Origin of the sequence: Mesorhizobium sp. B2-1-1 (assembly GCF_006442975.2) — a bacterium.
GTDB lineage: Bacteria > Pseudomonadota > Alphaproteobacteria > Rhizobiales > Rhizobiaceae > Mesorhizobium.
This window is the reverse complement of record NZ_CP083954.1, coordinates 1,371,240-1,397,587: the sequence shown is the minus strand read 5'-3', so window position 1 is coordinate 1,397,587 and position 26,348 is coordinate 1,371,240. Positions and strand designations below refer to the sequence as shown.

At 64.7% G+C, this 26,348-nt stretch carries 26 protein-coding genes and 1 pseudogene; 7 read left to right on the top strand and 20 right to left on the bottom strand.

Features of this window, described 5'->3' with window-relative positions; translation table 11 throughout:
- The first annotated feature begins 1 nt into the window (after position 1).
- Together FJ972_RS06820 and FJ972_RS06815 are read left to right on the top strand one after the other, a co-directional pair.
- On the top strand, positions 2-1,303 hold the full coding sequence (locus FJ972_RS06820) for an FGGY-family carbohydrate kinase (protein ID WP_140517928.1): 1,302 nt from the start codon (positions 2-4) through the stop codon (positions 1,301-1,303).
- Positions 1,300-2,151 carry a TIGR01459 family HAD-type hydrolase gene (locus tag FJ972_RS06815; protein WP_140525810.1) on the top strand — a complete coding sequence of 284 codons (852 nt, stop codon included), beginning with the start codon at positions 1,300-1,302 and terminating at the stop codon, positions 2,149-2,151. Before FJ972_RS06820 ends, FJ972_RS06815 begins: the two co-directional genes overlap by 4 nt.
- On the opposite strand, the gene FJ972_RS06810 is transcribed toward FJ972_RS06815, so the two are convergent.
- The gene (locus FJ972_RS06810) at positions 2,138-3,148 is read right to left on the bottom strand and encodes a sugar-binding transcriptional regulator (protein WP_140525809.1); all 1,011 of its coding nucleotides are present in this window, start codon (positions 3,146-3,148) and stop codon (positions 2,138-2,140) included. The genes FJ972_RS06815 and FJ972_RS06810 overlap by 14 nt on opposite strands.
- A gap of 155 nt (positions 3,149-3,303) precedes the next feature.
- Here FJ972_RS06810 and FJ972_RS06805 point away from each other — a divergent pair, with 155 nt between their 5' ends.
- Complete coding sequence (locus FJ972_RS06805) at positions 3,304-4,104, top strand: hypothetical protein (protein WP_140525808.1); 801 nt, start codon at positions 3,304-3,306, stop codon at positions 4,102-4,104.
- A gap of 19 nt (positions 4,105-4,123) precedes the next feature.
- Here the strand turns inward: FJ972_RS06805 and ptsP are convergent, their stop codons facing one another.
- From ptsP to FJ972_RS06780, 5 genes are all read right to left on the bottom strand, one after another.
- A complete protein-coding gene (gene ptsP / locus FJ972_RS06800; protein ID WP_140525807.1) occupies positions 4,124-6,094 on the bottom strand; it encodes a phosphoenolpyruvate--protein phosphotransferase in 1,971 nt (656 codons plus the stop codon).
- A 52-nt stretch (positions 6,095-6,146) separates the two neighbouring features.
- Complete coding sequence (locus FJ972_RS06795; protein WP_140501604.1) at positions 6,147-6,527, bottom strand: PTS glucitol/sorbitol transporter subunit IIA; 381 nt, start codon at positions 6,525-6,527, stop codon at positions 6,147-6,149.
- Between the two features lie 145 nt (positions 6,528-6,672).
- Positions 6,673-7,677: a PTS glucitol/sorbitol transporter subunit IIB gene (locus FJ972_RS06790; RefSeq protein ID WP_140501606.1), complete on the bottom strand. Its 1,005-nt coding sequence runs from the start codon at positions 7,675-7,677 to the stop codon at positions 6,673-6,675.
- Positions 7,678-7,693: 16 nt separating this feature from the next.
- Positions 7,694-8,461 carry a PTS glucitol/sorbitol transporter subunit IIC gene (locus FJ972_RS06785; RefSeq protein ID WP_140501608.1) on the bottom strand — a complete coding sequence of 256 codons (768 nt, stop codon included), beginning with the start codon at positions 8,459-8,461 and terminating at the stop codon, positions 7,694-7,696.
- A gap of 52 nt (positions 8,462-8,513) precedes the next feature.
- Positions 8,514-8,951: a transcriptional regulator GutM gene (locus tag FJ972_RS06780; RefSeq protein ID WP_140501610.1), complete on the bottom strand. Its 438-nt coding sequence runs from the start codon at positions 8,949-8,951 to the stop codon at positions 8,514-8,516.
- A gap of 192 nt (positions 8,952-9,143) precedes the next feature.
- Between FJ972_RS06780 and FJ972_RS06775 the strand changes: the two genes are divergently transcribed.
- Both FJ972_RS06775 and FJ972_RS06770 read left to right on the top strand, forming a co-directional pair.
- On the top strand, positions 9,144-9,785 hold the full coding sequence (locus tag FJ972_RS06775; protein ID WP_140517923.1) for a hypothetical protein: 642 nt from the start codon (positions 9,144-9,146) through the stop codon (positions 9,783-9,785).
- A gap of 82 nt (positions 9,786-9,867) precedes the next feature.
- Positions 9,868-10,542, top strand: coding sequence for an HAD family hydrolase (locus FJ972_RS06770; RefSeq protein ID WP_140525806.1), 675 nt, complete (start codon positions 9,868-9,870; stop codon positions 10,540-10,542).
- A gap of 9 nt (positions 10,543-10,551) precedes the next feature.
- Here the strand turns inward: FJ972_RS06770 and FJ972_RS30235 are convergent, their stop codons facing one another.
- The 6 genes from FJ972_RS30235 to FJ972_RS06740 form a co-directional block, all read right to left on the bottom strand.
- Positions 10,552-11,199, bottom strand: a complete 648-nt coding sequence (locus FJ972_RS30235; RefSeq protein WP_319023024.1) for a DUF930 domain-containing protein — start codon at positions 11,197-11,199, stop codon at positions 10,552-10,554.
- 642 nt (positions 11,200-11,841) lie between these two features.
- A complete protein-coding gene (locus FJ972_RS06760) occupies positions 11,842-12,597 on the bottom strand; it encodes a 5'/3'-nucleotidase SurE (protein ID WP_140525805.1) in 756 nt (251 codons plus the stop codon).
- The gene (locus FJ972_RS06755) at positions 12,594-13,760 is read right to left on the bottom strand and encodes an MBL fold metallo-hydrolase (protein WP_140650663.1); all 1,167 of its coding nucleotides are present in this window, start codon (positions 13,758-13,760) and stop codon (positions 12,594-12,596) included. The genes FJ972_RS06760 and FJ972_RS06755 overlap by 4 nt, the downstream gene beginning before the upstream one ends.
- Complete coding sequence (locus FJ972_RS06750; protein ID WP_140525499.1) at positions 13,760-14,836, bottom strand: ABC transporter ATP-binding protein; 1,077 nt, start codon at positions 14,834-14,836, stop codon at positions 13,760-13,762. Before FJ972_RS06750 ends, FJ972_RS06755 begins: the two co-directional genes overlap by 1 nt.
- Entirely contained in the window at positions 14,824-16,527 is a 1,704-nt protein-coding gene (locus FJ972_RS06745) for an ABC transporter permease (RefSeq protein ID WP_140525498.1), read from the bottom strand. The genes FJ972_RS06750 and FJ972_RS06745 overlap by 13 nt, the downstream gene beginning before the upstream one ends.
- A gap of 78 nt (positions 16,528-16,605) precedes the next feature.
- Positions 16,606-17,592 (bottom strand): ABC transporter substrate-binding protein, encoded by a 987-nt coding sequence (locus FJ972_RS06740; RefSeq protein ID WP_140525497.1) that lies wholly within the window; start codon positions 17,590-17,592, stop codon positions 16,606-16,608.
- Between the two features lie 263 nt (positions 17,593-17,855).
- On the opposite strand from FJ972_RS06740, the gene FJ972_RS06735 reads away from it, so the two are divergent.
- Positions 17,856-18,833, top strand: a complete 978-nt coding sequence (locus tag FJ972_RS06735) for a sugar-binding transcriptional regulator (RefSeq protein WP_140525496.1) — start codon at positions 17,856-17,858, stop codon at positions 18,831-18,833.
- A gap of 18 nt (positions 18,834-18,851) precedes the next feature.
- On the opposite strand, the gene FJ972_RS06730 is transcribed toward FJ972_RS06735, so the two are convergent.
- From FJ972_RS06730 to FJ972_RS06700, 7 genes are all read right to left on the bottom strand, one after another.
- The gene (locus FJ972_RS06730; RefSeq protein ID WP_140500628.1) at positions 18,852-19,220 is read right to left on the bottom strand and encodes a hypothetical protein; all 369 of its coding nucleotides are present in this window, start codon (positions 19,218-19,220) and stop codon (positions 18,852-18,854) included.
- 114 nt (positions 19,221-19,334) lie between these two features.
- Positions 19,335-20,747 (bottom strand): pyruvate dehydrogenase complex dihydrolipoamide acetyltransferase, encoded by a 1,413-nt coding sequence (locus tag FJ972_RS06725; RefSeq protein WP_140525495.1) that lies wholly within the window; start codon positions 20,745-20,747, stop codon positions 19,335-19,337.
- Positions 20,748-20,750: 3 nt separating this feature from the next.
- The gene (locus tag FJ972_RS06720; RefSeq protein ID WP_140525494.1) at positions 20,751-21,749 is read right to left on the bottom strand and encodes an alpha-ketoacid dehydrogenase subunit beta; all 999 of its coding nucleotides are present in this window, start codon (positions 21,747-21,749) and stop codon (positions 20,751-20,753) included.
- The gene (locus FJ972_RS06715) at positions 21,749-22,777 is read right to left on the bottom strand and encodes a thiamine pyrophosphate-dependent dehydrogenase E1 component subunit alpha (RefSeq protein WP_140500625.1); all 1,029 of its coding nucleotides are present in this window, start codon (positions 22,775-22,777) and stop codon (positions 21,749-21,751) included. Before FJ972_RS06715 ends, FJ972_RS06720 begins: the two co-directional genes overlap by 1 nt.
- Before the next feature lie 2 nt (positions 22,778-22,779).
- On the bottom strand, positions 22,780-24,108 hold the full coding sequence (locus tag FJ972_RS06710; RefSeq protein WP_140525493.1) for an NAD(P)H-dependent oxidoreductase: 1,329 nt from the start codon (positions 24,106-24,108) through the stop codon (positions 22,780-22,782).
- 245 nt (positions 24,109-24,353) lie between these two features.
- Complete coding sequence (locus FJ972_RS06705; RefSeq protein WP_224619737.1) at positions 24,354-24,530, bottom strand: hypothetical protein; 177 nt, start codon at positions 24,528-24,530, stop codon at positions 24,354-24,356.
- A gap of 116 nt (positions 24,531-24,646) precedes the next feature.
- Positions 24,647-25,435: a 3-hydroxybutyrate dehydrogenase gene (locus tag FJ972_RS06700; RefSeq protein WP_140525492.1), complete on the bottom strand. Its 789-nt coding sequence runs from the start codon at positions 25,433-25,435 to the stop codon at positions 24,647-24,649.
- An 88-nt stretch (positions 25,436-25,523) separates the two neighbouring features.
- Between FJ972_RS06700 and FJ972_RS06695 the strand changes: the two are divergent.
- Positions 25,524-25,675, top strand: a pseudogene (locus FJ972_RS06695) (acetoacetate decarboxylase family protein); the annotation flags it as partial.
- A 29-nt stretch (positions 25,676-25,704) separates the two neighbouring features.
- Here the strand turns inward: FJ972_RS06695 and FJ972_RS06690 are convergent.
- A complete protein-coding gene (locus tag FJ972_RS06690) occupies positions 25,705-26,274 on the bottom strand; it encodes a TetR/AcrR family transcriptional regulator (RefSeq protein WP_140517913.1) in 570 nt (189 codons plus the stop codon).
- Between the last annotated feature and the right edge of the window lie 74 nt (positions 26,275-26,348).

The following is a 26,348-nucleotide window of genomic DNA, read 5'->3' as shown; positions in this document are numbered from 1 at the left end:
CATGTCGCCCGTCGCCGGCTCGCCTCTCTCGGATCGCCTCGTCATCGGCGTCGATATCGGCACCTCGGGCGCCCGCGCCGTAGCCATGCGCCCGGACTTTTCAATTGCCGGCCAAGCCGCCGTCCGCCTCGACGCATTTGGCCAGGATCCGCGCAGCCCGGCGGCATGGTGGCAAGCGGTCCGGGCAGCGCTGGCGGAGTTGATTGCGGGCATCGACCGGACCACGGTCCGCGCCATCGCCGTGGATGGCACCTCGGGCACGTTGCTGCCGGTCGACGGTGCCGGACGGCCGCTCGCCGAACCGCTGATGTACAACGACAAGGTCGCCGGCGACGATATACTGGCCGCGATCGCGCGCGAGGCGCCGGCGGGCAGCGCCGCGCACGGCGCGACCTCAGGCCTCGCCAAGGCGCTTCACTTCCAGCATCTGCCGGGCGTGGCGGCGGTGCTGCATCAGGCGGACTGGATCGCCGGACAGTTCTCGGGCCGCTTCGACGTCAGCGACGAGAACAACGCCTTGAAAACCGGCTACGATGTCGAGGCCCGCCGTTGGCCGGACTGGATCGCGGCGACCGGAATGCGCATGGATTTGCTGCCTGACGTCGTCGAGCCGGGCGACGTCACCGGCACGCTCACCGCGGCGATGGCGGATCTGTTCGGCTTGGGCCGCGACGTGATCGTCGTTGCCGGCACGACCGATGGCTGCGCCTCTTTCCTGGCGACGGGTGCGGCGGGGGTCGGCGACGGAGTCACGGCGCTTGGCTCCTCGCTTACCATCAAGATCCTGTCCGACCGGCCGATCTCGGCGCCGCGATACGGCATCTACAGCCACCGGCTGGGCAATGCCTGGCTGGCCGGCGGGGCCTCGAATTCCGGCGGCAAGGTGCTGGCGCAGCATTTTCCCCTCACGCGCATCATCGAGCTCAGTGCCATGATCGACCCGGCGACCGAGACCGGCCTCGACTATTATCCGCTCGCCACATCGGGCGAACGCTTCCCGATCGCCGATCCGGCGCTCCCCCCGCGCCTCGTCCCGCGCCCGGTGGATGATGCCGACTATCTCAAGGCGATGTTCGAAGGCATGGCCGCGATCGAAGCGCTCGGCTATCGCCGGCTTGGCGAGCTCGGCGCGCCGGCGCTGACTTCGGTGCGCAGCGTCGGCGGCGGCGCGGCAAATCCGGCGTGGAGCGCGATCCGGCAGCGTAAGCTCGGCGTTGCGTTCTTGCCGGCTTTGTCGGACGAGGCCGCTGCCGGAACGGCGCGGCTGGCGTTGAAGGGTGCGAACGAGGCGGGGCTGCTATGAGCGGGAAACTGGCTGAACGCCTCGACGGCATCGGAGCGCTGGCGGAGCGCTACCAGGTCTTCCTGGTCGACCAGTTCGGCGTGCTGCATGACGGCTCGGCCCCCTATCCCGGCGCGGTGGCGGCCTTGGCGGCACTGAAGCGCGCCGGCAAGACCGTGGTGCTGGTCTCCAACTCCGGCAGGCGCGCCAAGCCCAACGAGGACCGTTTGCTGAGGCTCGGCTTCGAGGCCGGAAGCTGGGATCATTTCGTTTCCTCCGGCGAGGTGGCGTGGCGATCCTTCCACGAAATGGCGGGGACCGGAGCGTTGCGGCCCGGCACGAACTGCCTGTTGATCAGCCGCGATAATGACCGCACAGCGATCGAGGGCCTGCCTTTTGTGTTGACCGGAGCCGGCGATACCGCCAACCTGGTACTGATCGCGGCCAGCGAAGGCGACCGCTACGACCTGGACCATTATCGCCGCCTGCTGGCGCCGGCGGCGGCGCGAAAGGTGCCATGCTTCTGCACCAATCCCGACAAGATCATGCTGACGGCGGTCGGGCCTCGCTTCGGCGCCGGCGAGATCGCCGATCTCTACGAGAGCCTGGGCGGCAGCGTCACCCGCATCGGCAAGCCCGGCCCGGCGATCTTCGATGCCGCACTGGCGCTGGCCGGCGAGCCCGACCGCGCCAGCGTGGTCTGCGTCGGCGATAGTGTCGAGCATGACATAGCGGGCGGAAACGGCTCCGGCATCGCCACGGCGCTGGTCCTGAGCGGGATATTGGCGGACACTTCGGATCTTGTCGCTGTTTTCGACGAGGAGCAGGCCTGGCCGGACTACGTCACGGGGTCCTTCAGCTTCCGTTGACCGCCTCGAGCATGCGCCTTGCGCTCTCTTCGTCGGTGATCAGGATGGTCGGCGCGATCAGGTTCATGGCGCCGAGCAGCGCCGCTGTCTTCTCTTCGCCGCCGGACGTGAGAATGCGGATCGGCGCCTTGCGCAGCCGATCGACCTCCACTGACATCACATGGCTGTTGACGGGATGGTCGACCAAATCGCCATTGCGGTCGAAGAAATGGAACAGAAGGTCGCCAACGGCGCCACGCGCAACCAAGGCCTCGCGGTCCGCCTCCTTAAGAAAGCCGCCGCGAGAGAAGGTGGTGGCCGAAGCGATGCCGCCGACGCTCAGCAGAACGGCATCGAGCACGTTGGCCATCTCAAAAACTTCCTGCAGGCCGCAACGCTCGACCAGCGCGATCTTTGTCTCGACGCTGTCGACGACGGCCGGCGTCGGGATCAGATAGCCGTCGCCCTGGAAGATTTGGGCGAAGCGCCAGGCGAACTCGGCCGGGTTGTAGCGGCGCACGACGCCCACACCGCCCAGCAGCGAAATGACCTTGAAGTCGGTGAGCGATTTGGTGCTGATGAAGGGCAGGCTCGAGAAAAGCGTCTGACCCCAGCCGACGCCGACGCGCATGCCGGATTTCATCGTGTCGGACAGGAAAATCCCGGTCTTCGCACTGATCGCGGGGATCGGATCGGCATTGGGCGCGGTCAGCGGCGCCACCAGCGCTTGCTTCAGGCCGAACGTGCGCTCCAGCGCGCGCTCCAGCCGCACGATCTCTGACAACTCGCTTTCGATGGTGATTTTCACCTCGTTGCGGGACCTCGCCTCCGCCAGCATGCGAACGATGGTGACGCGGCCGACGCCGAGCACGTCGGCGATCTCGTTCTGCGTCATCTGCTCGACGAAATACATCCAGGCGGCGCGGATCCTGAGGCGGTCCGTGCGGCTCTCGTTGACGACCTGTTCGGGCCCCTCGGTCACTCCGCTTTCGCTATCGCCCTGCCGTCGCCTGCCCAACTGTCTTCTCCCCGCTCGGCGATGTAGGAGTCACTCGCCGATTCTCCACGCTGGTTTAATATCGCCTATTGATCTACCAATCGATAGGAACAATGTAGGGTCAGCGGCCGGCTCTCGGCGGCCGAGGCCGGTAGACGTTTTTGAGGCGATTCGCGATGCTCCGACAAATCTCCAGGGATGTCCGCGTCAATTTGAAGGACCGGCTGCGCGACGTCCGCGACATCATTCGCCAGAGCCGCCACGACAGCGACAGCGAGGCCAATCTCGTGCGGGAAGCAACCAGCCATTTGCCGCCGTTCCCGGGCAAAGGCATCGAAGGCCTGCTCGGCCATGCCGCCAGTGCCGTCGACGAAGCCTTGTCGATCGCCGAATCCTTTGTCCCGCATGACCGCCCGACGAAGATCGACGGAACGACTGTGAAAGGCCTTGGCATCTATTTCCCGGCCGGCAACGACGAACGCCAGTCCAGCGCCGAGCGCGTCTTCCGGCGCGACATGTACTATCTGACCAGGACCGTGCTCGCCGCCCTGAAGATCGACAATGCCCGGATCCACGAGGCGGATTTCGCCGCCGTCCACGCCGCCATGCAAAAACGCCACGCCGGTCTGCTGGCCGCGATGCCCGCCAGACCCGGTCCCGCCGCGCTGCCGGCCGTCGCCGCTGCCTGTGCGGCGCTGCTGGTCGAGTGCCTCAACCACCGTCCTGTCCGCTTTGTCGAAGCCGAACCGGATGCAATCGGCGACCGGGCGCTCGACATAGCTTGCTTGGCCCCCGTCGTCCTGGCCTGCGGCCTGGCCACCACGGCCAGCGACGGTGCGCCGGAGCCCGACATGCTGGAGACCGCCATTCTGGCGGCCGGCATCCGTCATGACCGCATCGTCAAGGCCTGTGCCAAGGCCAACGCGGTCGATGAATTGACGCCTGTCTTCGCCACCTTGCTTGCCCATTTGCCGTAGCTGCCGGTTCTGGCCGAGACTATCGCCCGAGCGCCATGTCCGCGATGGTCTTCTTGGCGCGCTGGATCGAGGCCGGACTCATCGAGAGCTCGGTCAGCCCCATCTTGAGAAAGGCCGGGATGAGGTCGGGGCGTCCGGCCGCCTCGCCGCACATGCCCACCATGATGCCGGCGGCCACGCCGGCTCTTGCCGTCAACTCGATCGCCGACATGACGGCCGGGTTGGCGACATCATTGAGCTTGGCCACGGTCGGGTTGAGCCGGTCGGCGGCCATGATGTACTGGGTCAGGTCGTTGGTGCCGATCGAGAAGAACGACACTTCTTTCGCCAGCGCCGGCGCGATCAGAACGGCGGCCGGCGTTTCGATCATCACGCCGAGATCGAACGCCGCATGCGGCACGCCTTGCGCCTTCAACTCCGCCGCGCATTCGGCAACCAGAACCCGCGTCTGCCGCACCTCCGATATGTCGGAGACCATCGGCAACATCACCTTGATGTTGCCGTGCACGGCTGCCCTGAGCAGCGCCCGTAGCTGGCGCTTGAAGATGTCGGGCCGGTCGAGGCACATGCGGATGCCGCGCCAGCCGAGGAAGGGATTTTCCTCGTCGGGAAATTCGATGCCGGCGATCGGCTTGTCGCCGCCTATGTCGAGCGTGCGCACGATGACCGGATAGGGCGCGAATGCCTTGGCCAGCGCCGCATAGGTCTCCGCCTGCATGTCCTCGGAGGGCAGATGCATATGACGCATGAACAGAAGCTCGGTGCGGAACAGGCCGACGCCCATGGCGCCGGCTTCCTGCGCTGCCTCGATTTCCTCCAGCGAGCCGATATTGGCGGCGACCTCGATGATCCTGCCGTCCGCGAGTTTTGGCGTCACGGTCTTGAAGACGGCCAGTCCGGCGCGCTCCTTGACCGCCGCCTCGACGCGGGCGGCGAAGTCCGCGCGGGTCGCCGCATCGGGATCGACGATCACCTGCCCGCCATTGCCGTCCACGGCCACCTCGCGCGCGCTGCGCAGGGCATTGATCTGGTCGCCAAGGCCCAGCACTGCCGGAATGCCGTGCGAACGGGCGATGATGGCAATGTGCGAGGTGGCCCCGCCATGGCCGCACACCACCCCGCCGATGCGCTTCAGCGGCGCCCGCGCCAGGTCCCAGGCGCCGATGTCGTCGGCGATCAGGATGGCGCCTTCGGGGATATTTTCGAGGCTGGCGTCATCCTGGCCGAGCAGCGCCAGACAGATCTGTCGTCCGACCGCATGGCAGTCGTCGGCGCGCGCGTTGAGATAGTGATCATCGACCGCGCTGAAATCGGCGGCTATGGTGGAGGCGGCGGTGATGACGGCTGAGACAGCGTCATTGCCGCTTTTGATCGCCTTCTCGGCCTCGCCGGTCAGGCTGTCGTCGGCGGCGATGTCCCGCAGCGCCGCGATGATGCCGCGATCTCCGGCGGACAGGGTGTCCTGCGCCAGCGCCTTGTCCATGCGCGCCTGAACGGCGGCGACGGCGGCGCGGAACCTGTCGATCTCGCCGGCGATCTCCTCCGCCTGCAGCATGCGGCCCTGTCCAGCGATGTCAGGCGGAAAATGCGCGAAGGCAGGCCCGATGGCGACGCCCTCGCTCGCCGCGACGCCGCGCAAACCGGCCACGCCTGAAGCAGCCGGTGCGGGTTCGGACGCCGGCACAATGTCCTCGCCCGTATTGGCGGCCGGTTGCGGATCGTCATCGTCGAGACCTGCCTTCGGATTCTCGAGATAGCCGATCAGCGCCTCGATCGCCTCGATGGCGTCCGCGCCATTCGCCCGCACGGTGACTTCCTGGTTTTCCTTCACCGCCAGCAGCATCAGCTTGACCGAGCTCTTGGCGCTGACCGCCTTGCCGTCCTTGACCAGCTCGACATCGGATTCGAAACCCTTGGCAAGCTTGACGAAGCGCGTGGCGGGACGGGCGTGCAAACCTTCATGCACTCTGACGATGGTCGAGCGTTCCATGGCAAATACTCTGTTGTGGCGCCGCGCCGACATGGGTCGCGGCGCGAATGCTTCAGGCGGCGATGGTGATGATCGCGTCTGTCTTCAGGGCGGCCACGAGCGCTTGGGTGTCGACCTGCGAAGCGCAGATCTCGCCCGGCCGCTCGGCCTCGGTGGCGCCATTGAACGAGATGACGACATGCCCCATCTCGAGCACCTTGCTCCAGGCGCTGGAGCCGACCGCCGTGATTGTCGCGGAAACAGGTCCAAGGGTGATCGACGCGCCCTTCTGCGGCGCGCCTTCGCTGGGCCCGAGTTCCGTCTTGTGGAGCACGGAAACCTCGGCAAGCTCCGGCGGCGAGCCATCCGCGAACAGGATGAGCACGCCCCCTTCGGCAAGGTCCGCTACTTCAGGCCCGATGGAAGTGACCCGTGTTCTCAGCAGAACCGTCATATGGCGAACCTCATTTCCTTACTTTCCTCGAGGGGGTCACGGACGCCCGTGAACCCCTCTATCTCCGTGCTTTGGCGCAATTCCCAAGGGAAAGCGCTACGCGCCTTTTTCCGGGAAAGCCGTTTCAGGCTTTCCCGGAATTTGCTTAGAACACGATCAGACTGACGACCCAGGCGATCAGCACCGAGACCGGGCCCATGATCTGGCGGCTGATGAGAACCGCCGGGACGCCGATTTCGATCGTCTTGGGCTTGGCTTCACCGAGCGCCAGGCCGACCGGGACAAAGTCGCAGCCCACCTGGGTGTTGTAGGCAAACAGCGCCGGCAGCGCCATCGCCGGCGAAATCGTGCCGTTGGCGATCTGCGGACCGATGATGGCGACGCCGATGACCTGCGCGATGACCGCACCCGGTCCCAGGATGGGGGACAGGAACGGCAGGCCGCAGATAGCCGAGATGATCAGCAGGCCGACGATGTTGTTGGCGAGCGGTCCCATCGGCTGGGCAAGCACGTCGCCGATGCCGGTGTACAGGATCAGGCCGATGAGCATGGTCACGAAGGCCATGAACGGCAGCACGTTGCGCACCACCTGGTCGATCGTACGGCGGCCGGCATTGAAGAAGATGCCGACCACGCGGCCCATGACGCGGCCGATCGAGCTGATCAGGCCGATCAGCCCGCCTTCGCTCGGCAGCGGCCGTGGTGCCGCGGCCGCGGTGTTGTTGCCTGGACTCATCGATGCTGCTCCCCCCGCAGTGGTGACCGCCTCGGATCCGTCCGCCATCGTGACATTGGCCGGCTTCACGCCCGAAACGTAGATGTCCTCGGTGATGAACTGGGCGAGCGGCCCAGCCTGGCCGACCGGCGTCAGGTTGACGGTCGGGATGCGCTTGCGCGGATAGACGCCGCAGCGTGCGGTGCCGCCGCAGTCGACGACGACGACCGCCATCTCGCTTTCGATCGGCGGCGCCTTGAAGCCGTCGACGGCCGTGGCGCCGGTCATGTCGGCGATGAGCTGTGCCACGGGATGGATGCCGCCTCCGGTGACGGAGACGATCTTGTCGCGCTGTGCGGTCGGCTCGATGACGAGCGGGCCGCCCCAGCCCGTGGAGCCCCGGGAGATCCTTACGGCTTTGTATGTCTTGGCCATGATGTCCTCCCCGCCCTTACAGCTCGATGCCCTGGCGGCGTGCCATGATGGCGGTGATGCGCTCGGTCAGCATGCCCTTGAGCAGGATGACGACGAGGCCGACGATGGCGTACCAGATCGCCACCTTGACGTGATAGCCTCCGGCGACGACACCCCGCTTCTCGAGGTCGAGCAAGGCGACCAGCATGCCGCCCCAGACGAAGTATTCGCCGGGGTTGATATGCGGGAACAGGCCGAGCGGCGGATGCACGTAGGAGACAGCCGCGTCATAAAAGGCGGGCTTGTGCTTTTCTTCCAGGAACGATCCGAAGGTGTAAGCCATCGGATTGGTGAGGAAGAACACCGCCAGCAGAGGCAGCAGTGTATAGCGGGTCAGCGCGATCCTGCCGGCGCCGCGTGCCAGGCCGTGGACGCGCTCCTCGCCGACCAGTTCGGTGACGGCGTAGAAGGCGGTCATCAGCACCACCAGTGTCGGGATGATGCCGGTGACGAAGCCGGCGAACACTTCGCCGCCTTTCTGGAAGATGCCGATGAAGTATTTGCCGATTGCGGTCAGCCAGCCGAGTTGCTCTTCCTGCTGCACATTTTTCAGCTGTTCCTTCAGCTGATCGGCGGTGACAGGCGCGCTGTCGGTCTGCGCCTGCGCCAACACCACGAGATGATCGGTGGCATGCTCGACGCCGAGCCTGCCATGCCAGGCAGCATCCGAGACCATGGTGCCTGCAACATGCAGGTTATGCACGGCCATGTCGGCATGCTGCGCCAATAACGAAAATACAGACATTTCTCCTCCTTATGCCGCCCGCCGGTTGATTCCGGCCGGTGCGCGGCGTCCTCTAGGCCCTTGCTACGTTCAAGCCGGACAAGCCCGGCTTCTTCCCCGGCTCCGACCGTGCTTTGTCGATCTGTTCAATCGCCCGTTTCACGGCCTCGGCCACACCGGGTTCCCCCTCCCCCATGATCGCAGGGTTGGACCGGAGTTGATCGAGGGGAACACCCTCGAATTGTTGATGTCGTTTGAATTTGGTGAACACCGAGCGCCCGCTCATGACCATCATGCGGCGCACGATGAGGTCCGGCGTCACCACGACGAGCGCGATGGTGCCCTTGGCCAGCCGGCCGCGAAAATTGCCGGCCCCGACGAAGCCATCCTTGTACTGGTCGGTGACGCCCCGGAAGACATCCGAATAGTGCCGCATCTGCAGCCAGACGCCGAGCGACTGCAGCGCCCACACGATAACCAGAAGAAGCAGTCCCCACTGCCAAATCGCCATTCGGTTCTCCTCCCGAAGCCTTCATTGAACCGCATCTTGGACGGATGCGCGACAACAGCAAAGTGAGAACATTTGTTTCCGAGAATGTCAATATGTATGATATTGACCTCGGTCACGGTCATCCACAGGGCCGTCGGCCGATTTCGGCGACGGCACGGTTGTGCTAGCCTGTCGTCAAACGGGATATGTGAAATGGAACTGCCCTTCAGGGATGAACTGGCCCTTATGCCCGACCTTCGCCATCGGTTGCGGCAATTGCGCTGGTTCCGCGCCACGTTTCGCGGCAGCGCCAAGGTGGTGTCCGACACATTCGGCGTGCGTTTTGAAATCGACGAAGCCAGGCTCACAAGGGCTTTTCTCGACTGGGTCGAGATCATGGAGGCGCAGAAGCGTTTCGCCGCGATCGACCGCGCCGACTTCATCGTCTTTGCCGCCGGCCTCGTGCTGCGCGAACTGATACGGCAGGCGCCGGCCAGGGAAGTCTCCGGCCTCAGCCATCTCGTCGAGACCGAGCAGAATGCCGGCACGCTGGAAATCGTCCGCTTCTGGCCTGAGGGGTTCCTCTACACCAATTATTGCGTTTCGGTGATTTCGGCGATCTACGAGCAGGAATTCGGCTCAGCGCCCAGCATCGACAAATGCGCCGACGACCTGCGCACATGGTGGTCCTATCGCGAGAACGTGACCGAGATGCCGGCCTATGCCGTGGCTTTCCTCGACCGCTTCCTTGGCGCCGAACCGAACTGGATCACGCCGGATCGCGCGCAATCGCGGCAGGCCATGCAAAGGGCGCTTGGGTCGGCCCGGGCCAGCGATGCGCTACGCCAGCTTTGACAGATTTTGGCGCCCGACCACCACGCTATTGAACATTTGACTTTTTGCCGGTAGCAAAGTGCAAAACTCCGGGGAGAAGCGCGTGGCGCGATCAAGGCCTATCATTTTCGATTGCGACGGCGTTCTCGTCGACAGCGAACCGCTGGCCGCGAGGGCCTATGAGCGCGTCTATGAAAAGCACGGCATGCCGGGCGTGCACGGCGGCATCATCGCTCAGTGCATCGGCATGAAACAGTCCGACATCATCGTCAAAATCAGGGAATTGACCGGCCATCAGTTTCCGGCGGCGGCGGATGGCGACATCTGGACCGAGACCAGGATCCTGTTTTCGCAGGAACTGAAGCCGACACCAGGAATCGCCGCGTTTCTGGAGGCGCTTGAGGGCGACCGCTGCGTTGCCTCGTCGTCCTCCGTCGAGCGCATAAACCACAGCCTGGCAGTGACGGCGCTGGCACGGTTCTTCGGCGACGCAATTTACAGCTCCTCGATGGTTAAGAACGGCAAGCCCGCGCCGGACATTTTCCTGTTCGCCGCGGCAAAGAGGGGCGCCAATCCGGCGGACTGCATCGTCATCGAGGATTCGCCCTTCGGTATCCAGGGCGCGGTTGCCGCCGGCATGACGGCGATCGGCTACACCGGCGGCGGCCACACCTATCCCGAGCATGGCGCGCGACTGAAGGCGGCCGGCGCCGATTTCGTCTGCACCGACTGGCAAGAGATCAGCCGGCAATTGTCCGGGCTCGGTGTCCCCGCCTAAGAGCTTGTTCTAGCGAGTGGGTAGTCCAAGCCGAACCCATTCGTCGGACGGGATTACAGATCCGACACGTAGGCCGAACGACAAAACCCTGGTCACATCGCTGTCGACCTCGCAGCGGAAGCCCAGATGGTACCACGTGCCCGTTGCGCGAAAAGCGACATCCGGGGCGTTGAGAATATTGCCGGCCTTCAGCGGCACGCTTGGGATCAAGTCGGGGAAATATGAGGCGTCCAGCAATTGCTGCTGCAATGCGCTGGCGCAAAGTTTGGCACCACGCTGGGCGCGCGGCACGCCGCCCATCGAGGTCGTGGCCAGCGCATCGCCGGTAGCGTCTTGCGAATAGAGCTTGCGAACGCCCGGAAGCCCGGAATAGCGACGCGACGCGGCACTGGCGACATCAGGGGAAGTTGGGCTTCCCGCGCTCCCGTTGGAGGACTTCGAAACTTTTGAAGAGCCGGGCTTCGGCGCATTTGCGGGTTTTGGCGTCGGCTTTTCAGCCGATATCGGAAGCTCGACCTCAGTATCGCCATCATCGGCGGCCAACGGCGCTGCCGCAGCCGTTTGGTTGTCGGCGTCGGGGGTTTCCGCCTCCTCAGCATCCTTCAGGGACTCGGCATCCTTCGCGGCGGTTGCCGGCTTCTCGCCGGTCTCGGGCAACTCTGCCGGCTTTTCGGTGGCCGCCGGCGCGCCAGACTTGGTCTCCGCAGGCTCAGGCGTCACGGGCGGCTTGGACGTCTCCTCCTTGGCAGGCGCTGGCGAACTGTCTTGAGCGCTGGCTCCGTCCAGGGATTTCCTGGGGCCGGCGTCCTTGTCGCCGAACTGAAAGACAGGTCTCAAGGTCTCGATCGGCGGCGTCTTGCGCGACTGCTTTTCGGGCGGTTCTTCAGGCTTCGTTTCCGGCGGCTTCTCTGGCGGTGCGGGAGCAGCTTTCGGTTTTGGCTGATCGGGCGGAGGCACGAGCGCGACATTTACCGGCTGGTCCTGCTGCGGCTCTTGGCCTGGCCTCGGCAGGTTGTAGAACACCAGCGCTGCGAGGAGCGTATGCAGGATCAGCGATGCGGGCAGCGCCCACAACAGATCCCGACGCCGCTCTCGTGCCTCGTCCTTCATGCTGACCGATGTGGAATGAAATAGCGGCGGCTTCAAGCATAGGCTTTGGATTGATGCAATTTAACCGCTGCACAGTTCGGTGATCTGGATGATCCGCGCCGCCGCGCCGCCCGTCGAGGCGTTGGCACGGCTGGTCGAGCGACCGTGCCGTCCTGAATATTCGCAACGACCCTGTTCTGTGACGAGTGACTAGCCTTGCCGCTGGTGCTGGATCTCGTCCAGAAACTGTCCGTCCAGCGGCGTTTCGCCAAACCAGTTCAGCCGGTTGATGCTGACGAAGCCGGCATCGATCGCCTCGTTCTCGTCGCCCGGCTCACTTGCGTGAGCGCGCCCGCGCGGGACTGTGATGACGGTGCGATCGCCGTCGCTCTCCAGGATTTCAGCCTTGCGGCCGATCTTGTCGCGGCCGATGCGCGGCTGCCGGATCCCGGCCGGCAGCGAAGCCGGCAGGTTGATGCTGAGCCAATGGCCATCCGCCGCCCACTCTTCACGCGACCGCCAGAGCGAGGCGATCAACGCGCCGAGCCACTCGTCGTCGACACCGCTGAAGTCCGGATTCTTCACCCGGGAAAAGCCGATCGCCGGAATACCCCAGAATGTCGCCTCGCGCGCAATGCCCAGCGTCCCGGAATAGGCAAGGTCCTCGGCGACGTTGCGCCCGTCATTGACGCCCGCCAGAACCAGGTCGGGCTTTTGGCCATCCGCGAACAGCCAGGCCATCGCACTCACCACGCAGTCGGCCGGAGTGCCGGAACACGAATACCAGCCGGGCTTGACGCGCCGCATGATCAACGGCCGCGCGATCGTCAGCGATGCGCCCGCGGCGGTGCGCTTGCCGTCGGGTGCCACCACCCACAAATCGTCGCTCAGGCTGCCGGCCGCCTTGACCAGCCGGGCAAGGCCCGGCGCCTCGATGCCGTCATCGTTGCAGATCAGGAGTCTCATGTCTCGTTTCCTCGGCGCACCGTGATGTTCTGGCCGGTGCGGCATTGCGGGCGCAGCGATGGAATATGGGCTTTCAGGTCGTCGAGGAGTTCGCTCGCGCAGGAATGACCGAGTGTCTCCGGGCGCCCTGCCTTCTCCCAGATACCGACATTGCCCGACAGGGTCGGGTGGGTGGGCATGCGCACCCAGTCCGCCCGGCCGGCCTTGTGCAGCAGATCGCCGGGGGAGCCGGACGGCAGATGCCCGGTCAGCAGAACCGGAAAGCCGGCCCGGTCGGCGCGCGGCAGCAGGCGGGACGAAGGCCCAGCCTCGCCCATGCCGTCATCGGCCAGCAAGGGCAGCGAGGGCAGCGGGTCGGCGTCGGTCCAGTCTGCGGCACTACCCAGCCGCAAGCGCAGCATCTCGGATACGCCAGGAAGCAGCGCTGAAGTGGCGGCGATCTGCGCTTCGAGCGAAGCACGCATGCCGGCGTGGATGGCGAAGGGTCCCGGCAAGGCCGCGATCAATTCCAGCGACCGCCCCGACAGCGGCGTCGGCAGAAGGCATCCGTTCGAATGGCGCGCCACCCAGCCCGAAATGGCCTCGGCGCGCGCCGCACCCGGCACGGGATCGGCGCCATAGGACGCGTCGAGAACGAGAAGATCGCATTCGGGGATCGCGTCCATCACGAAGACATTGCTGTCCGGCACCACGTCGGCCGAATAGACGACGCGGCTCTTGCCATCGTCGACGGCAAACCAGACGCCGCCGACGACATGTCCCGACCTCCCCGTCCTGACCGTGAGATTGCCGCTCTTCAGCAAATCGCCGGGTTCGAAAATCTCGATGCGATCTTCCGGAAAGGGAAATCGCTTGAGATCCCCGGGATCGGCATAGCCGGCGAGCGTGGCCGGAGCCTCGGCGCGGGTTTCGGCCGTCATGAAAATCGGACCGGCATAGCCGCGCGACAAAAGCCAGCTCAGAGCACCGACGTGATCCTCGTGCGCATGCGAGACAAACAACGCGTCGATGTCGGCGATCGACCCGTCAAGTGCCGGATAGTACTCCGCCCCTGTGGCCCCGACCTTGATGCCGATATCGAGCAGGATGCGATCGTTTCCGCTGCGGACGGCAACGCTGGTGCGGCCCTTTTCGCCGAAGCCGCCGGCCAGGTCCAGCTTCATCACGACGCCGCCTCCGCCGGGATTACCCAGCCGGACTTAATGCGCAGGCGCGCCTGGGCTCCGCTCTCCAGCACGACCGGGTCGGGCTGCTCGAAATGCAAGGTAAGATCAGGTCCTGCGGAAGGCGTAAATTCGATGCGCGCCGAGCCACCCTGGTAGATCACCCGCTTGACGAGGCCATCGAAGCCGGGGCCGTCCGGCGAGACGTCGAGATCGGCCGACCGGCAGCAGATCCTTGCGCCGGCGCGCGGCCGCTCGCCTGCCCGGCAGCGGACGACCAGCTCGGTTCCGAGAACCCGGACCTTGCAATGACCGGCTTCCTCGGCGTTCAGCACGTCGGCCGGAAGCAGAATGCCCTGTGAAATGAAGGAGGCCACCATTTCATTCGCCGGCTCATGATGGAGCTCGCGCGGCGTCGCGAGCTGGACCAGGCGACCGTGATCCATCACCGCGATGCGATCGGCCAGCGCCATGGCCTCGGCCTGATCGTGGGTGATGTAGACGATGGTCGTGCCGGTGCGCTTGTGAAAGGCGGCGAACTCGTCCTCCATCGAGGCCCTGAGATGCACGTCGAGATTGGCGAGTGGCTCGTCGAACAATACCAGCGAGGGCGCGGCGACCAGGCAGCGCGCCAGGGCCACGCGCTGGCGCTGGCCGCCGGAGAGGTTGGCCGGCCTACGGTCTCCTAACCCCTGTAGATTGACCAGGGCCAGCGCGTCGGCAACCTTCTGGCGGGCGACCGCCTTGTCCAGCTTTGCAACCTTGAGCGAATAGCCGATGTTCTCGGCGACCGTCATGTGCGGCCACAATGCGTAGTTCTGGAAGACGATGCCGACCCGCCGCTTCTCTGGTGGAACGCTGCCGCCTGCACCCGACACGACCTCGCTGCCGACGCGGATTTCGCCCGACGTCACCTTCTCGAAGCCGGCGACAAGCCGCAGCAACGTCGTCTTGCCGCAGCCGGAAGGCCCGAGCACGGCAAGGAATTCGCCGTCGCCGACATCGATCGAAACGTCCTTGACCGCATCGAACTCGGCGAAGCTCTTGGTCACATGGTCCAGGGTCAATCGCGCCATGGCAGAACTCCACTCGGAAGATGAGGGGCAAGCAGGTTGGTCACCAGCATCAGCACGAAGGTGACCGCGACCGTGATGACGGACATCGCCGCCGCGTAGTTGGAATCGCCGCCCTGTTCGAACGAGAACATCACCACGCCGATTGTCTCGGAACCCGACGACCACAGCAGCGCCGAGACCGTGAGCTCGCTGAGCGCCGTCATGAAGATCAGCAGGCCACCGGCGATCGCCGCCGGCGCCACCAAAGGAAAGACGATGGTGCGCATGCGCGTGAACAGGCCCGCGCCCGCCACTTGTGCAGCCTCCTCCAGCGTCCGGTCGATCTGGTGATAGCCGCTGATCGTCGGCCGCAAGGCCAGCACCAGGAAGCGGGCGAGATAGGCGTAGAGAATGATCCAGACCGTGTTGTAAAGCTGTATGCCGGTCAGCGGGATCGGCCGCAGGAACAGCAGCAGCGAGGCGATCGCCAGCACCACGCCGGGCAAGGCATAGGGCAGTTCGACCGAAAGATTGAGCAGCCGCACCCAGCGCTGCTTGCCCCAGGCAATGAGATAGCCGATCGGCACGGCGACGAGGACCGCGAAGAAGGCGGCGGCGATAGACAGCCAGAAGCTGTTGAAGAAGGCGCGGCTGGCGGCAGCGTGCTCGAACAGCACGAAGCGGTAGTTGTCGAGCGTCGCCGTCTTGGCGCTGAGCGCGATGCCGTAGCCGGGAACCAGCGACGTCAGCACCAGCCCGAACAGCGGCAGGAACAACACCAGTACGACCAGCAGCCACATGCCGGCCTGGACGACCGGACGCCAGCGGCCAAGCTCGTAGGGCTCGGCGGGCAGCGAGGTGGAGCTGATGCGGTAGTCGCGGCGCCGGCTCATGACCTCCTGGGCGATAATGCCGGCCATGGCGATGATGCCGATCAGCACCGACAGGAACGCCGTCTCGCCGAGCACGGCCGGCCCGCCGCCGGCCAGTTTTTGATAGATCAAGGTCGGCAGCACCAAGTAATTGGCGGGAATGCCGAGAAAGGCGGGAATGCCGAAATTGCCGACGCAGGACACGAAGGCCAGTGCCGCTGCCGCCATGATCGACGGTGTCATCAGGGGTAGCACGATGGTGACGAGCACGGTGAACCAGCTCGCGCCGCCGGCTCGCGCCGCCTCGACCAGTTCGCGCGGCAGCTTGCGCAGGCCGGCGCGCACCAGCAGGAACACCAGCGGGCCATACTGCACGCCGAGCAGCAGGATGATGCCCGACGTGGAATAGAGCGGGTTCTTGGTGCCCAGCGGCGGTGCGGCGCCGAACAGCTTGAGGAACGGGCTGGCCGGTCCGAACAGTTGCAGCCAGGCAAGCGCCGTGACCTGCGGCGCGATCATCAGCGGCATGACGTAGCAGAGCACCAGCGCGCTTCGGCCGCGTATGTCGGTCAGCGTGATGAGCACCGCCACCAGCGTTCCCGACAGCACGGCAAGCACCGTGCCGCCTATGCCGACGACAAGCGTGTGCCAGGTGGCGATCCAGGTCGCCGGACTTCTCAGTCCGGCCTCCAGCGCCATCGTCGACACCATGCCGCCGGGTGCCACGATCTCCTTGATGAGGCGCAGCATCGGCAGCAGGGAGAGCAGCACGATGACGACGGCTACCGCCGCCGTCAGGACTATTTCCTGGCCCCGGCTTTCCCTGATCGTTGATGGCATGGTTGCTTTCCTGAAATTCGACCAGCGCGCAGTGGGGATGCCGCCAAAGCGGCATCCCGCCCGGATCGCCGAGCCTTGTCAGCCGCCGAACAGTTCCGAGAACTTCGCCTTGTCGGCGTCGGTCTTGGCGACGATTGCCTTGGTGTCGAACGACATTACCTTGACCTTGACGCCTTCCGGCAGCCATTCGGGCCGGCCGACCGAGGCCCGTGCCGGCAGGTAGCCCATGGAAAGCGCCAGCTTCTGGCCTTCGTCCGAAAGAATGAAGTCGACGAACTTCTTGGCGCCGTCGACATTCTTGGCCGTCTTCATGATCGCGACCGGTTCGGTCACGGCCGGAACGCCTTCCGAGGGGAACACGAATTCCACCGGCGAGCCCTTCTTCTTGGCGTTCATCGCCATGAAGTCGACGAGGATGCCATAGGGCTTCTCGCCTGATGCCACGGACTTCAGCACCGCGCCATTGCCGCGCACGCTGACGGTGTTGTTGGCCTTCAGCTTCTGGAAGAAATCCCAGCCGTAATCGGCATCGCTGGCGAAACCCGAAAGCAGGTAGGCGGCGGCACCTGAATAGAGCGGGCTCGGCATGACGAGACCATCGGCATAGGCCGGCTTGGCGAGATCGGCCCAATGCTCGGGTTTTTGCGCAGCCGCGGTGTTGTAGACGATGCCGGTGGTGATCAGCTTGCTGCCGAAATAGGTCTTGTCGGCGTCGTAAGCATCCGGCTCGATGCCGTCGAGCTTTGCCTCGGGATAAGGCAGCAGCCGGCCATCCTTCTTCAGCAACTCCATCGAGACCGCATCGGCGATCAACAGCACGTCGGCCTGCGGGCTGCCGGCGGCGAATTCGGCCGCCATCTTTGTGAGGATGTCGCTGGTACCGGAACGATAGATTGCCACGTCGATGCCGGGCTGCGCCTTCTTGAAGGCCTCCACGGTCTTGGCCGCGTCGGCTTCCGGCTGGGATGTGTAGAGCGTCAACGTTTCGGCACTTGCCATGCCGGCAAACAAAGTTGCCGCGAGCGCCAGCTGGCTGCCCAGCAGCTTGATGAATAGCGTCTTCATAAGACCTCCTGTCCTGTCTGTGCACGACTGGTCCGGCCCCGGCCGGTTCCCTGTCTCTTCCTCCCTGCACGGCGCATATGACTGGTGGATGACACAGCGCGTGAGATATACAAAATATGTTCATATGTTCGATGTCAATTACAAATGAACAAAACTGTGCAACAATCGACACGCCGGACATCCGGTGCCAGTTGACACGCGGCCGGCCTTTCTCCGAAGAGGCGATGCGGGGCCCAGGCCAAGGCTCATGAGGACGAAAAGCGATGCCCGTGGAAAAACCGAGACCGGCCCGCTCCGGATTGCCGATGGTGTCGTCGGATCTCAACGTCAAGACGGCGTGGCTCTATTATGTGGAGGGCTTCACGCAGGAGCAGATCGCCGAGAAGCTCGATGTCTCCAGGGTTAAGGTCATGCGCACGCTGGCCGCGTGCACGGCCGAGGGCATCGTCGTCACCATGATCAACGCGCCGACCGCCGAACAGGTGGCGCTCGAACGTGCACTCGAGAAGCGCTGGGGCCTCGATGCCGCCGTCGTCATCCCGACGCCTTCGGCGCAAGAGCACCTGGAGAAGGCGATCGGCCACGCCGTGGCGGCCTATCTCGGCGAGCAGATGCAGGACGGCATGACGCTGGCAATCGGCGGCGGCGCGACCCTGCATGCAAGTTTGGGCTTTCTCGCCCGCCGGCAGCTGAAGCACGCCTCGGTCGTGGCGCTCGTCGGCAGCCTGCCGCATTCGCAATGGATCAATCCGTCGATCGTCGCCGCCAAGGTCGCCGATGTCTTCGAGGTCGACAGCTACCAGATCACTGCGCCGGTGACGGTCGACAACCCCTCGCTGCGTGACCTGCTCTGGGCGCAGCCGGCGCTGCAGGACGTGCGGCAGCGCGCTGCCGCCGCCGATATCGCGCTGCTTACCGTCGGCGACATGTCGCCGGACGCGACCATCTTCCGCCACGGCATCGTGCCGTCGTCGCTCATCGCGTCGCTGAAAGCGAAGGGCGCGGTCGCCAACATGCTGTGCTATTTCGTCGATGCCTCAGGCAGGCTGGTCGACCACGAAGTCAACGGCCGCGTCATGGCCATCGACCTCGATGTCGTCGGCCAGGTGCCGAATGTCGTGCTGGCCGCCGGCGGAAAACGCAAGGTGGCCGCGATCCTCGCCGCGCTGAAGGCCGTCAGCACCAATGTGCTGATCACCGACAGCGATACGGCGACGGCGCTGCTGGCAAAGGCTGGCTGACGCTGCTTCCAGTGCCGCTTAGATCAGGCCGCGTTCGCGCAAGAAATCCTCGACGCCGACATGGGTCATGGATTCGAATTCGGCGATCGCCTCGGCCACCCGCCTGCGCTGGGCCGCCAGCAGCGTGAACACCTGCTTCATCTCGCCGGAAACGCCGAAGCGGCCCCAGCGCTCCGCGATATGCGCAGGCAAGCCGATGTCGGCGCAGAACGCATCCAGGCTCTCATAGCCGAGACTGGCGACGAGTTGCTTGGTTTCGTCCGCCGACATGCGCGGCTCGAAAGCGTGATCGTGCAGGCGCTGCGCCACCAGCTTGATGTCGGACGGAGACGCGCCCATCACCTTGCCGAACAGGGTCTTGACGTCGGATGGATCGAATGCGGGCATGCGGACCTCCCTTGATCACAGTCCACCTGAAACATGGGCGAAGGGTTCGCGCCTGACAAGTCGATTCTGTGGTGAGCCGGCGCATCATTCGACGCCGGCTCACGTCAACGTGACCTACACCAGCATGCCCATCGGGTTCTCGATCAGCTTCTTGAAGGCGACCAGCAGTTCGGCGCCAAGTGCTCCGTCCACGGCGCGATGGTCGGTCGACAGCGTCACCGACATCACGGTGGCGATTCTGATCTCGCCGTTCTTGACCATCGCCCGCTCCTCGCCGGCACCCACCGCCAGGATCGTCGCATGCGGCGGGTTGATGACGGCGGCGAAATCTTTGATGCCGAACATGCCAAGGTTCGACACCGCCGTGGTGCCGCCTTGATACTCTTCCGGCTTCAGCTTGCGACTGCGCGCGCGGCTGGCCAGGTCCTTCATCTCGTTGGAGATCACCGACAGCGTCTTTTCGTCCGCCTTGCGAATGATCGGCGTGATCAGGCCGCCGGGGATCGAGACGGCGACGCCGACATCGGCATGCCTGTGCTTGACCATGGCGCTTTCGGTCCACGAGGCATTGGCATCCGGCACCGCCTTCAAGGCCATGGCCATCGCCTTGATCACCATGTCGTTGACCGAGAGCTTGTAGGCGGGCGCCTCGCCCTTGTCGGTCTTCTTTACCGGTGCGGCCGCATTGAGCTGCGTGCGCAGCGAAAGCAGCGCATCGAGCTCGCAATCGAGCGTCAGGTAGAAATGCGGGATGGTGGTCTTGGCCTCGACCAGCCGGCGCGCGATGGTCTTGCGCATATTGTCATGCGGGACGAGTTCATAGGAGCCTTCCTCGAACAGGCGCAGCACGTCCCCCTCCCCCTTGAGGGGAGAGTGGCCGGCCGCAGGCCGGTCGGCTGGGGTCGCTTCGACGGGGCTCGGCGCAAAAGCGGTGCCTCCTGAGACGACCCCCTCCGTCCGCTTCGCGGACACCTCCCCCTCGAGGGGGGAGGAGAGTACCGCATCGATATCCGCCTTCACGACGCGGCCATGTGGGCCTGTGCCTGATATGCCGGAGAGATTCAGTCCTGCTTCACGAGCCAATCGACGCGCCAAGGGTGTAGCGCGGGTTTTTCCCTCCCCCTCGAGGGGAGGGTGGCCGGCCGAAGGCCGGTCGGGTGGGGTCGGTTCGACCGGGCTCAGCGCGAGGGCGGTGCCTTCTGAGGCAACCCCCTCTGTCGACTTCGTCGACATCTCCCCCTCAAGGGGGGAGATTGGCGCCTTGTCCTGCTTGGCCCCGTAGCTTTCATCATCGGCATAGATCCACGCAACCGGCGCGCCGACGGGGATATCGACGCCTTCCTTGCCGGAGACATCGCGCAGGATGCCGCTGGCCGGCGCGTCGATTTCCATCGCCGCCTTGTCGGTCTCGATCTCGAACAGCACGTCGCCCTTCTTGACCCGGGCGCCTTCCTCGGCGAACCAGCGCGAGATCTGTCCGGTCGCCATGTCCATGTCGACCTTGGGAAGAATGACTTCGGTCGGCATGTCTCAGCGAACCCCTCTCACGAGGTCGCGGGCGGCGGTGATGATGCCGGGAACCTGCGGCACCGTCGCCTTCTCCAGCTCCGGATTGTACGGGATCGGCGTCTCCGCGCCGCCCAGCCGCACGATCGGCGCGTCGAGATAGTCGAACGCCTCGCTCTCGGCGATCATGGCGCTGACCTCGGCGCCGATGCCCAGCGTCTTGACCGCTTCGTAGACGCACATCAGCCGCGACGTCTTCTTGACGCTGTCGATGACGGTCTGCTTGTCCATCGGCCGGATCGTCCTGAGGTCGACGACTTCGACGCCGATGCCTTCCGTTTCCAGCGCGGCCGCGGCGTCGAGCGCCTTCTGCACCATGATCGAGGTGGCGACGATGGTGAGATCGCGCCCCTCGCGGCGGATGTCGGCCTTGCCGATCGGCACCGTGTAGTAGCCTTCCGGAACCGGGCCCTTCATCTTGTAGAGCAGCTTGTGTTCGAAGATCATCACCGGGTCGGGATCGGCGACGGCAGCCAAAAGCATGCCCTTGGCATCGTGCGGCGTCGCCGGCTGGATGACCTTCAGGCCCGGCACATGGCCGAGCCAGGCCTCGAGGCTCTGGCTGTGCTGCGCGGCGGCACCGGTGCCGGAACCGGCGGGAAAGCGCATCACCACGGGAACGGAAACCTCACCGCCCAGCATGAAGCGCATCTTGGCCGCCTGGTTGACGATCTGCTCCATGGCGAGCGTGGCAAAGTCGGAGAACTGGAACTCGAAGATCGGCCGCATCCCGGTAAGCGCCGCACCCACCGCGACACCCGCGCCGCCCAGTTCCGAGATCGGCGTATCCATCACCCGGTCCGCGCCGTAGCGCTCGACCAGATCGCCGGTCACCTGGAAGGCGCCGCCATAGACGCCGATATCCTCGCCCATCAGGAAGACGCGTTCGTCCATGTCCATGGCGATCGCCATGGCTTCCTGGATCGCCTGGGCGTAGCTCAGTTCACGCACCATCGCGTCCATCACGCCTGCTCCGTATAGACATAATTTCCGGTCTCGCTGACATCAGGCGACGGGCTCGCCTTGGCGAACTCGATGCCGTCGGCGATTTCCTTGGCCACCGCTTCGCGGATCGCCTCGATGCCCTTGTCGTCAATGAACCCGAAGTCGCGCAGCTCGCTTTCGAACAGGGTGATCGGATCGCGGTTCGACATCCAGTCCTCGATCTCCTCCTTGGTGCGATAGCGGTTGCGGTCGCTCTTGGAATGGCCGCGATGGCGGTAGGTCTTGGACTCGATCAGCGTCGGCCCCTCGCCCGCGCGTGCGCGCTCGACGGCCTTGTAGGACGCCTCGGCGACCTCCGAAAAAATGTTGCCGTTGACGATGACGCCGGGCATCGAATAGGCGGCGGCGCGCTCGGCGATGTTCTTGACCGCGGTCGAGCGGGCCGTCGACGTCGACATGCCGTAGCCATTGTTCTCGCACACGAAAATCACCGGCAGCTTCCAGATCGCCGCCATGTTCAGCGCCTCGTGGAAAGCGCCCTCATTGTTGGCGCCGTCGCCGAAGAAGGAGACCACGACCTTGCCGGTCTTCATCATCTTGGAGGAGAGCGCCGCCCCGACGGCGATCGGAATGCCGCCGCCGACGATACCATTGGCGCCCAGATTGCCCTTGGCCACGTCGGCGATGTGCATCGAGCCGCCGCGTCCCTTGCAGTAGCCGGTGGTCTTGCCGAAGAACTCGGCGAACATGCGCTTGACCTCGGCGCCCTTGGCGATGCAGTGGCCGTGGCCGCGATGCGTCGAGGTGATCTGGTCATCCTCGCCGAGCGGCATGCAGATGCCCATGGCGCTGGCTTCCTGCCCGATCGACAGATGCATGGTGCCGTGGATGAGGCCGCGCGTGTAGCTCTCCTCCGCGCCCTCTTCGAAGCGGCGGATGAGGTACATCTTGTAGAGCACCTGTCTGAGCTGCTCGGCGCTGTACTGGCGATAGACGAAGGGCAGGTTGGCGCGGCTGTCCGCGACGGCTTTGCTGGCTGCGGCCATGATCACACCTCCACGGTTCCGTAGACGAGCTTGTCCTGGCGCGCGCGCAGTTCGGCTATCTTGGAGCCGGGAGCCGGGGCGGCATTGGCGTAGGTGATGAGCTCGCCCTTCTTGATCGGCGCCGTCACCGAACCGCCTTGCAGCAGACCGCAGGGAATGGCCCTGGCGGCATGTGCTTCCGGCGCCGTCATGATCCAGGCGCGGTAGCAATATTCGCCGATCGCATCGAGCTTCTCGCCCGGCTTCATGTCCTTCTTGGCCACGGCTGCGACTTCGGCCACCGGCTTTGCCAGCGGCACCATGTCGGCCTTGCCGTAGAGCACGACGCGGGCGCAGGTCAGGGGCACTTCGAGCGAGGTCAAATGGTAGGGCCGATGGAAGGTGAAGTACGGGCCCTTGCCCATCTTCAAATCTTCCATGCGCTCCGAAATGCGCGGATGCGACATGTCGGCGACGACGAACACGCCGGGCGCGACACCCTTGCCGATCGAATAGTCGACGACGCCGACCTTCGACAGCACGCCGCCGTCCTTCTGCGGCACCAGCACCTTGGACAATTCGCCGAGCGTCGCCGCCGGACCATGCATGCCGGCCTTGTCGGGCACCAGCCCGGTGGCGTTGGCGATCGCCGCCATCTCGACCATGGTCTTGGAGCCGTCGACGAACTCGACCAGCATACGCACATTCATGTGCCGGCGCTTGGCTTCCTCTTCATAGTCGGGCGGCGTGGCGTCGATGTTGAGCGGATTGTTCTTGCCCTTGCCGGCGGCGACGATCGGATGGCCCATCGCCGAGACGAATTCGATAAGCTCCATGCAGGAAGACGGCTCGTCGCCGGCGCCCAGCGAATAGGTGACGCCGAGCCGGTCGGCCTCGCTCTTGAGATAGGCGCCGATGGTGACGTCGGCCTCGACATTCATCATCACCAGGTGCTTGCCGTGCTCCATGGCGCGCAAGCCGATCTCGGCGCCGACGGCGGGAACGCCGGTGGCGTCGATGACGACGTCGATCAGGTCATTGTTGATGACCAGGCTGGCGTCGTTGGTGACCGCCACCTTGCCGGCCTCCATGGCGGCCGTCATCGCCGAGGCGTTCGACACTTCGCGCGCATGCCCGGTTTCCTGGAAGGCGATATCCACGGCCTTGCTGGCGGCGGGCAGGTTCAGCTCGGAAATGGCGCCGATCTCGATGCCGGACATATGGGCGACGCGGGTGACGATGTCGGTTCCCATCTCGCCCGAACCGATCAAGCCGATGCGGATTGGCTTGCCCGACTTGGCCCGCACCTCGAGATCACGGGCAAGGCCCGTCAACGAAACATTGGAAGCCATACCGCTCATTCCTCCCGTAATGCTGCTATTCAATCACCTGACGGGTATTGAACATCTGTATTTCTGTCAAGACTAATGTCCAGATTCGTAGCACTTTTGTACCCTTTCCAGCATCACGAGCAAGGTGGGAAAACCGGCAAATCCGACAACCAAACGCTCGCGACGGTTCGACGCATTCGGGCCCGGAAAAACTTCAACCGTGAGCGCGCTTGATGGCGAGAGAAGGGGCGCCCCCTGCTTAAGTGCTAGCCAACCGGAAAATCGTGGAAATGGATGATGGTGCTGACCGGAATGCCGCGCCATTTGCCGGCGATCAGCCGGTGGACACGTCCGGCGAAGATGTGACGGACACTGCCATGGCGTTGGAATAGCTCTTGAAGGGCATCGGCGTCGGTTAGCGTGACCTCGTCGAGCACCGGCATGTGGATGCCGAACGGCGGGTGGTGCATAAACAGGAGGACCGACCGGTCCGGTGCCTCTTGCAACCGCTTGCCGGCGCCTGCGGCATCAGCCGGGAACAGAACGCCTCGCCTGGGCTTTACTGTGCCGTCCAGCCGCCGTCCATCGGCAAGGTCGTGCCGGTGATCTGCCTGGCTGAATCCGAGCACAGGAACAGCGCCAGGGCGGCAAGGTCCTCGACGGCGACGAATTCCTTTGTCGGCTGTGCGGCCAGAAGCACATCGCGCTTGACCTGTTCCTCGGTCATGCCGCGCGCCTTCATGGTGTCGGGAATCTGCTTCTCGACCAGCGGCGTCCAGACATAGCCGGGCGCGATCGCGTTGACGGTGATGCCGTCCTGCGCGACTTCCAGCGCCACCGTCTTGGTCAGGCCTGATATGCCGTGCTTGGCCGAGACATAGGCGGATTTGAACGGCGAGGCGACGAGCGCATGAGCGGAAGCCGTGTTGATGATGCGGCCCCATTTGCGGCTCTTCATGCCAGGCAGCGCCGCTTTTATCGCGTAGAAGGCCGACACGAGGTTGATGCGGATGATCGCTTCCCATTTGTCGTCCGGGAATTCCTCGATCGGCGCGACATGCTGGATGCCGGCGTTGTTGACCAGGATGTCGAGGCTGCCGAACGCCTCTTCCGCCTCATGCACCATGGCGCTGACCGCCGCGCCGTCCATCATGTTGGAATCGGAGTAGCGGCATTTGACGCCGAAATCCTTCTCGATGCCGGCGCGCTCCTGCTCGATCGCCGTGGCCTCGCCCAGGCCGTTGATGGTGAGATTGGCGCCTTCGGCGGCGAAGGCGCGGGCGATGGCCAGGCCGATGCCGCTGGTCGAGCCGGTGACGAGCGCATTCTTCGAAGACAGGGAACCCATGGGTGATCTCGATATGGTGGGAGGGAACACGAAAGATAGGGCGCGGTCTTGTGCGCCGCAACATGACGATGCCACAGCCATATATCCGCGCATGCCCGACTCGACCGGCTTCGGCGACTACACCGAGACCGGTCACGTCATTCCGGTGCGCTACAAGGCCAGCATGGCGACTATGTCCACTCGATGTACCTCGACGACGCGCCGATCACCGGCGCGAGCGCGGTTTTTCCTCCGGAATTGCCTGGAAACCGAACCGCCCTGATGGTCCGTCAGGGTCGCTTGGCCCGGGCAGGGCCAACATCGGGCGACCCGGCGATTTCCAGCAGCGACGACACCAGCAATTGCCGCTCGTCTGGGGAAAGCACGTCCGCGTCGAACAGGTTCATGCTGCGCAGGCCCTCGATGGCGAGATAGCAGACCAGCAGCGACTTGAGATCCGGCGTCTCGCTCTTCAGTCGTTGGAAGAGTTGTCGCTTGAACGTCTTTATCGGCGACATGAAGTCCGGATCCTCGGCAATCGCCGAAAATATCCACGACGCCGATGGCTGCTTGTCCTCGCAATCCTTGGCCGAAAGCCTGATGTAGACGGCGAGCGGATTTGCGCCATTGTCGTTGCTGCTGGCGGTCTCTAGCGCCTGCTCGAATTCGCGCAGATAGCCTTCGACCAGGCCCTGCATCAATTTGGCCTTGGTCGGGAAATTGTAGAGCAGTCCGCCCTTTGATACGCCGGCGCGGCTGGCGACGGCATCCAGGGACAGGCTACCGGGACCGGATTCCCGTGCGACGTCCGCCGCCGCAGCGAGAATCCTCTCGCGCGAGTTCGTTCGTTGGGCTTTCATGGCGCCTCCCATCGCAAGCTTAGGCCCAATTGACAAGACCGTCCAGACGGTACAGTAAGACCGCGGTCATTTGA